The organism is Streptosporangium sp. H16 (assembly GCF_051918855.1).
In the GTDB taxonomy this organism is placed as follows: Bacteria; Actinomycetota; Actinomycetes; order Streptosporangiales; family Streptosporangiaceae; genus Streptosporangium.
The window spans coordinates 245,744-252,464 of record NZ_JBPXMD010000005.1 but is presented as its reverse complement, the minus strand read 5'-3'; the positions used below and the strand labels follow the sequence as shown (position 1 = coordinate 252,464).

The window sequence follows — 6,721 nt, the reverse complement described above, 5'->3', positions numbered from 1 at the left end:
AATCGAGCGCCAGTCTTACATGATCGTAAGGGGTGCGCAAGACTTTGGGGAGAGGTTCACAGAGGCAATAAAACCGCGCGAAAGTGACCCTTGCGCCCTCAGGGCGAAGGTGTAACACTGACGACCGCAGAACTAACTGAAAGGTTTCTTTCCAGAAAGAAACCTTTCCCGACGTCCGCCCACTGTTCACATGTGCACAGAGCGGACCTTTTGCGTACCAACCTCCAACGCGATTGCGTGAACTACGGGCCCGCGGCCGAAAAAGGAGCCCTGCGTGTTCCCACCGGAGACCGTTTCGACCGGCCAATCAGGGACGGAATACCCCCTGTCGTATGGCCAGCAGCGGCTTTGGTTTCTCCACCGGCTCGATCCAGGCGACTCTGCTCACAACACCTCCTATGTTTACAGGTTGAAAGGTCGCCTTGACAAGATCGCCCTGGAGGCCGCTTTCACCGCGGTGGCGACACGGCACGAGAGCCTGCGGACCCGGTTCCGCGAGATCGCCGGGGAGCCCGTGGCGATCGTCGAGCCGCCGTCACCGGCGACGGTCCATCGGCTCACCGTCCAGGGCGAGCAGGAGGTCACGGCCCTGGTCTCGACGCTCACCAACATGGCCTTCGACCTGGCCGCCGCACCGCCGTTCCGCGTCTCGCTGATCGAGATCGGCCCCGCCGACCACGTGCTCTGCGTCGTCCTGCACCACATCAACGGCGACGGCTGGTCGCTGAACGTGCTCCGCTCCGAGGTGGCCGCCCACTACGGGAGCCGGGGCACCGCCCCGCTGCCCGAGCTGCCCCTGCAGTACGGCGAGTACGCGCGCGCCCTGCTCCCCGCGGACTCCGAGCTTCGCTGGTGGACCGAACGGCTGGCCGGAGTGCCTCCCCTGGAGCTCCCGGCAGACCGGCCGCGTCCCGCCCGGCGGACCGGCGCGGGCGCCGAGGTCGAGTTCCGGATCTCCTCCGACGTGGCCGCCTCGATCGGCGACCTCGCCCGCCGCGCCCGGTGCACGCCGTTCATGGTGCTGTTCTCCGCCTACCAGGTGCTGCTGCACCGGCACACCGGCCAGACCGACTTCTGCGTGGGCACCCCCTCGGCCGGTCGCGGCAGCACCGAGCTGGAGACCATGATCGGTTTCCTCTCGACCACGCTGGCCCTGCGCTGCGACGTCTCCGGCGACCCCACCTTCGAGGAGTTGCTCAGGCGCACCCGCAGGGTCGTACTGGACGGGCTCTCGCGGCAGGACGTCCCCTTCGAGCGCCTCGTGGTGGACCTCGACGTGGAGCGCGACCTGAGCCGCACGCCCCTGTTCCAGACCCTGTTCGCCCTGCACACCCACGGCGAGCCGATCGATCCGCTGCCCGGCCTCGACGCCGCGCCCTTCCCCAGCGGCTGGGCCCGCGCCAGGCTCGACCTGTCGGTGGACCTCTACCCCGACGGCGACGCCCTGTACGGCACCGCCATCTACAGCACCGAGCTGTTCGACCGCGAGACCGTGGAACGGATGGTCGCCCGCTTCCAGGAGCTGCTCGCGGCCGTCGTGGCGGATCCCGGCTCCCCGGTGGGCTCGCTGCGGATGCTGCCGGACGCGGAGCTCGCCCGGTTGGAGGGGTGGAACGACACCGCGGCCGAGCTGCCCGAGGTCACCCTCGTCGACCTGCTGCTCGAACAGGCCGCGGCGACCCCCGACGCGGTCGCGGTACGCGCCACGTCCGCTCGCACCTCTCGCACCTCCATGCCCGCGACCGCACCGGTGAGCGCGCCGGCTGACGGGCCGATGGACAGACCGGCGGACGGACCGGTGAACGGGCCGATGGACAGACCGGCGGACGGGCCGGTGAACGGGCCGATGGACAGACCGGCGGACGGACCGGTGAACGGGCCGGTGAACGGGCCGATGGACAGACCGGCGGACGGGCCGGTGAACGGGGCCGGCGCGCGGGAGCTGACGTACGCGGAGCTGGCCGGGCGGGCGGCGGAGCTGGCCGGGCGGCTGGGCGCGGCCGGGATCGGGCGCGGCTCGCTGGTCGCGGTCCGGATGGAACGTGGCACCGACATGCTCGTCGCCCTGCTGGGCGTGGCGATGAGCGGCGCGGCCTACCTCCCCGTCGACCCCGACTACCCCGAGGCGCGCGTCGCGTACGTGATCGAGGACTCCGCGGCGGCGCTGGTGCTGACCGGCCTCGACGACCTCCCCCCGGTCACCGGCGCGACGGCCGGCACTGCGACCGGCACTGCGACCGCCGCGCCCGCGCGGCCGCTTCCCGGCGACACCGCGTACGTGCTCTACACCTCGGGGTCCACCGGACGGCCGAAGGGGGTGGTGGTACCCCACCGGGCGCTGACCAACTTCCTGCTGGCGATGCGCGATCTGGTGCGGTCCTCGCCGCGGGACGTGTGGCTGGCGCTGACCTCGCTGTCGTTCGACATCTCCGCCCTGGAGCTCTACCTGCCGCTGGTGACGGGCGGGCGGGTGGTCGTCGCCGACGCGGAGACGGCCCGCGACGGGGTGCGGCTCGCGCGCCTCGTCGGGGACGAGGGCGTGACGCACGTCCAGGCGACGCCCTCGGGGTGGCGGGTCCTGCTCGCCGGGGATCTGCCGCGCGTGGTGGGGCTGACCGGCGGCGAGCCGCTCGCCCCCCGGCTCGCCCGCGAGCTGCGTCCCCGGGTGGACCGGCTCGTCAACGTCTACGGCCCGACCGAGACCACCGTCTGGTCCACGGCCTGGGACGTCCCGGAGGACCCGGGCGAGATCGTCATCGGCCGCCCGATCGCCAACACCGTCGTCCACGTCGCCGACCCCGGCGGCGGGCCGTGCCCGATCGGGGTGGCCGGAGAGCTGCTCATCGGCGGCGAGGGGGTCGCCACCGGCTACCTGGGCCGCCCGGCCCTGACCGCGGAGCGCTTCGTCCCCGGTCCCGGCGGCTCGCGGCACTACCGGACCGGAGACCGCGTCCGCCTCCGCAACGACGGCACCCTGGAGTTCCTCGGCCGGACCGACAACCAGGTCAAGCTCCGGGGTCACCGCATCGAGCTGGGCGAGATCGAGGCCGTGCTGGACACCTGCCCCGGCGTGCGGCAGGCGGTCGTCGCGGTGCGCGGGGACCGGCTGGTGGCCTTCGTCGTGCCCGCCGTGCCTGCCGTGCCCGCCTCGTCATCAGAGGTGGAGGCGGACGGCGCGGGAGCGCTCGACGGGCTCGACGGGCTCGGGGAGCGCGCCGCGCGCGAGCTGCCCGGCTACATGGTGCCCAGCGTGTTCGTCGAGGTGGAGGCGTTGCCGCTCACCCCCAACGGGAAGATCGACCGCAACGCGCTTCCCGACGTGGACGCGACGCCCGCGCGGGACGCGATCGCTCCCCGCACCCCGGGCGAGCGGATGGTCGCGCAGGTCTTCGCCGAGGTGCTCGGAACGGCGGAGGTGGGCGCGTACGACGACTTCTTCGCCCTCGGCGGGCACTCGCTGCTCGCCACCATGGTCACGGCGCGGCTGGCGGCGCTGTCCGGGACGGAGGTGCCGGTCCGGGAGGTGTTCACCCGGCCGACGGTCGCCGGGCTGGCGGAACTGATCGCCACCGCGTCCGGCGGGAGGAGCGACGGGCCGCAGCCGAGACCCGAGGGAACCGTACCGCCGCTCTCCTTCGGCCAGGAGCGGCTCTGGTTCCTCAACCGGCTCGACCCGGACGACGCGTCGTACAACATGTGCCTGGTCAGGCGGCTGCGCGGGCCGCTGGACCGGGACGCGCTCGCCGAGGCGCTGGCCGGGACGGTCGCCAGGCACGAGAGCCTGCGCACCCGTTTCCCCGAGGTGGACGGCGCACCGGTCGTGGTCGTCGACCCGCCGGGTCCCGTGACCGTCGAGGAGACGGACGCCGCGGGCGAGGCCGGGGCGCTGGAGCTGGTCACGGCCCTGACCAACGCGCCCTTCGAGCTGGGCGCCAGGCCGCCGCTGCGCGTCACCCTGATCAGGATCGCCGAGGACGACCACGTCCTGTGCGTCGTGCTCCACCACATCCTCGGCGACGGCTGGTCGCTCAACCTCATCTTCGACGAGGTGTCGCGGCTGTACTCCGGTGCCGCCGCCCTGCCGCCGGTCCCGCTCCAGTTCGGCGACGTCGCCCTCTGGCAGCGCGGGCGCGACCTCGGCGACCTCCTCGGCTACTGGCGGGACAGGCTCGCCGACCCCACCCCGCTGGACCTGCCGGTCGACCGGCCGCGCACCGCCGGGGCCGCCAGGCGCGGCGACGTGGCGAGCGTCCGGCTGGACGCGGCGGAGGCCGCCGCCCTGGCCCGGCTGGGCAGGGAGCACGGCGCCACCATGTTCATGGTCCTGCTCGCCGCCTACCAGGTCCTGCTGTCGCGGCACACCGGGCGCGGCGACATCCTGGTCGGCACGGCCACCGCGGGCCGGGACCGGGTCCAGCTCGAACCGGTCGTCGGCTACCTCAGCGACACCCTGGTCATGCGCGGCGACCTGTCGGCCGACCCCACCTTCGCCGACCTGCTCCGCGAGACCCAGATCGGCGTCCTGGACGCCTTCTCCCACCAGGGCGTGCCGTTCGAGGAGCTGGTGGCGGCGCTGAGGGTCGAGCGCGACCTGACCCGCACGCCGCTGTTCCAGACCATGCTCATCCTGCACACGCAGGACGTCGCGCAGGCTCGCGACGCCTTCGCGGGGCTGACCACCACAGGGTTCGAGCACGGCATGCGGCAGGCCAAGCTCGAACTGATGCTGGAGGCCTGGCAGGACGAGCACGAGCTGACGCTCAGCTTCGTCTACGACGCCGAGCTGTTCGACCGGGCCACGATCGAGGCGATGGCCGCACGGTTCCGCCTGCTGCTCACCGCGCTGCCGGACGCGTCCGGCGACCGGGTCTCCGAGCTGCCGCTGCGCACCGGGGACGACGACGCCCTGCTGCGGCGCCTCTCGCGGGGACCCGCGCGACCGCCCGCTCCTCCGGTGCCGGACCTGTTCGCGGCGACCGTACGGGCCACGCCGGGCGCGGTGGCGATCGGATGCGGGGACACCGCGCTCACCTACGCCGAACTGGACGCCCGCGCGGACGAGCTGGCGGCGCTGCTGCGCGGGCGGGGCGTCGCGCCCGGCGACGTGGTCGGCGTCTGCCTGGACAGGTCGCCCGACGCCGTCGCGGCCCTGCTCGCCGTCTGGCGGGCGGGGGCGGCCTACCTGCCGCTCGACCCGGACCACCCCGCCGAGCGGCTCGCCCTCATGCTGGGCGACAGCGGCGCCTCCCTCGTCCTCACCACGGCGAGACTGGGCGACCGGTTGCCTCCCGGCACGCCACGCGCGCACGCGGACGAGAGCCCCCTCGTCCCGGTGAGCGCCCCGGTGCCAGGCTCGGCCGCCTACGTGATCTACACCTCCGGGTCCACGGGAACGCCCAAGGGGGTCGTGGTCTCGCACCGCAACCTGGCCGCCCGCGTCGGGTGGATGCGCGAGGCGTACGGGCTGCGGCCCGACGACCGGGTGGTCCAGTTCGCCTCGCTGAGCTTCGACACCCACGCCGAGGAGATCTATCCGGCGCTGCCCGCCGGGGCCCGGCTGGAGCTGCTGCCCGAGGGCGGCGTCAGCCTGCCCGACCACCTCGACCGGGTCACCGTGCTCGACCTGCCCACGGCGTACTGGCACGCGCTCGTCGACGACATCGACGAGATCGCCTGGCCGCCGACCCTGCGGCTGGTGATCCTCGGCGGCGAGCAGGTGCACGAGGCGGCCGTGACCCGCTGGCGGGAGCGCTTCGGCGACCGGGTGCGGCTGGTCAACACCTACGGCCCGACCGAGGCGACGATCATCGTCACCGCCGCCGAGCTGGACGGCTCCCCCGGGCGCCCGCCCATCGGCGTCCCGATCGCCGACACCTCGGTCCTGATCCTGGACGGCTCGGGCGAGGCCGTGCCGCCGGGGGCGCCGGGCGAGCTGTGCGTCGGCGGGGCCGGGGTGGCCGTCGGCTACCTGGGCAGGCCGGACCTCACGGCCGAGCGCTTTCCCATTCTTGACGACACCCTTGGCACCCTTGGCGACTCCGGTGTTCCCGGCGTTCCCGGCGGGGAGCGGATCTACCGGACCGGCGACCTGGCGCGCTGGCGGGCCGACGGGCAACTGGAGTTCCTCGGCCGCCTCGACGACCAGGTCAAGGTCCGCGGCTTCCGGATCGAGCCCGGCGAGATCGAGGCGCGGCTGCTGGCCCACCCCGGCGTCGGCCAGGCGGCGGTAGCCGTGCACAGGGAGACGCTGGTCGGCTACGTCGTCGGCACGGCCACGGGAGACGAGCTGGCCGGGTACCTGGCCGGGACGCTGCCCGCCTACATGGTCCCCGCGCTCTGGGTGAGCCTCACCGCGCTGCCGCTGACCGCGAACGGCAAGCTCGACCGGGCCGCGCTGCCCGCGCCCGAGGCCGGTCCCCGGACGAGGACCGCCCCGCGCGGCGACGCCGAGGAGCTGGTGGCCGAGATCTTCGGCGAGGTGCTGGGCATCGAGGAGATCGGCGCCTTCGACGACTTCTTCGCGCTGGGCGGGCACTCGCTGCTCGCCACCCGCGCCGTCGCCAGGCTCCGCGCCGCCGTCGAGGTGGACGTGCCGATCCGCACCCTGTTCGCCCGCAGCACCGTGGCCGATCTCGCGGCGGCGGTGGAGGAACTGCTCGTCGCGGAGCTGGCCGAGATGTCCGACGAGGAGGCCGAGCGCCTCATGGAAACCGGGAGCTGA

At 73.6% G+C, this 6,721-nt stretch carries 1 protein-coding gene; it reads left to right on the top strand.

Features of this window, described 5'->3' with window-relative positions; all coding sequences use genetic code 11:
* Nucleotides 1-274 precede the first annotated feature (274 nt).
* Nucleotides 275-6,721, top strand: a complete 6,447-nt coding sequence (locus tag ACTOQ2_RS11120; RefSeq protein WP_440099568.1) for an amino acid adenylation domain-containing protein — start codon at nucleotides 275-277, stop codon at nucleotides 6,719-6,721.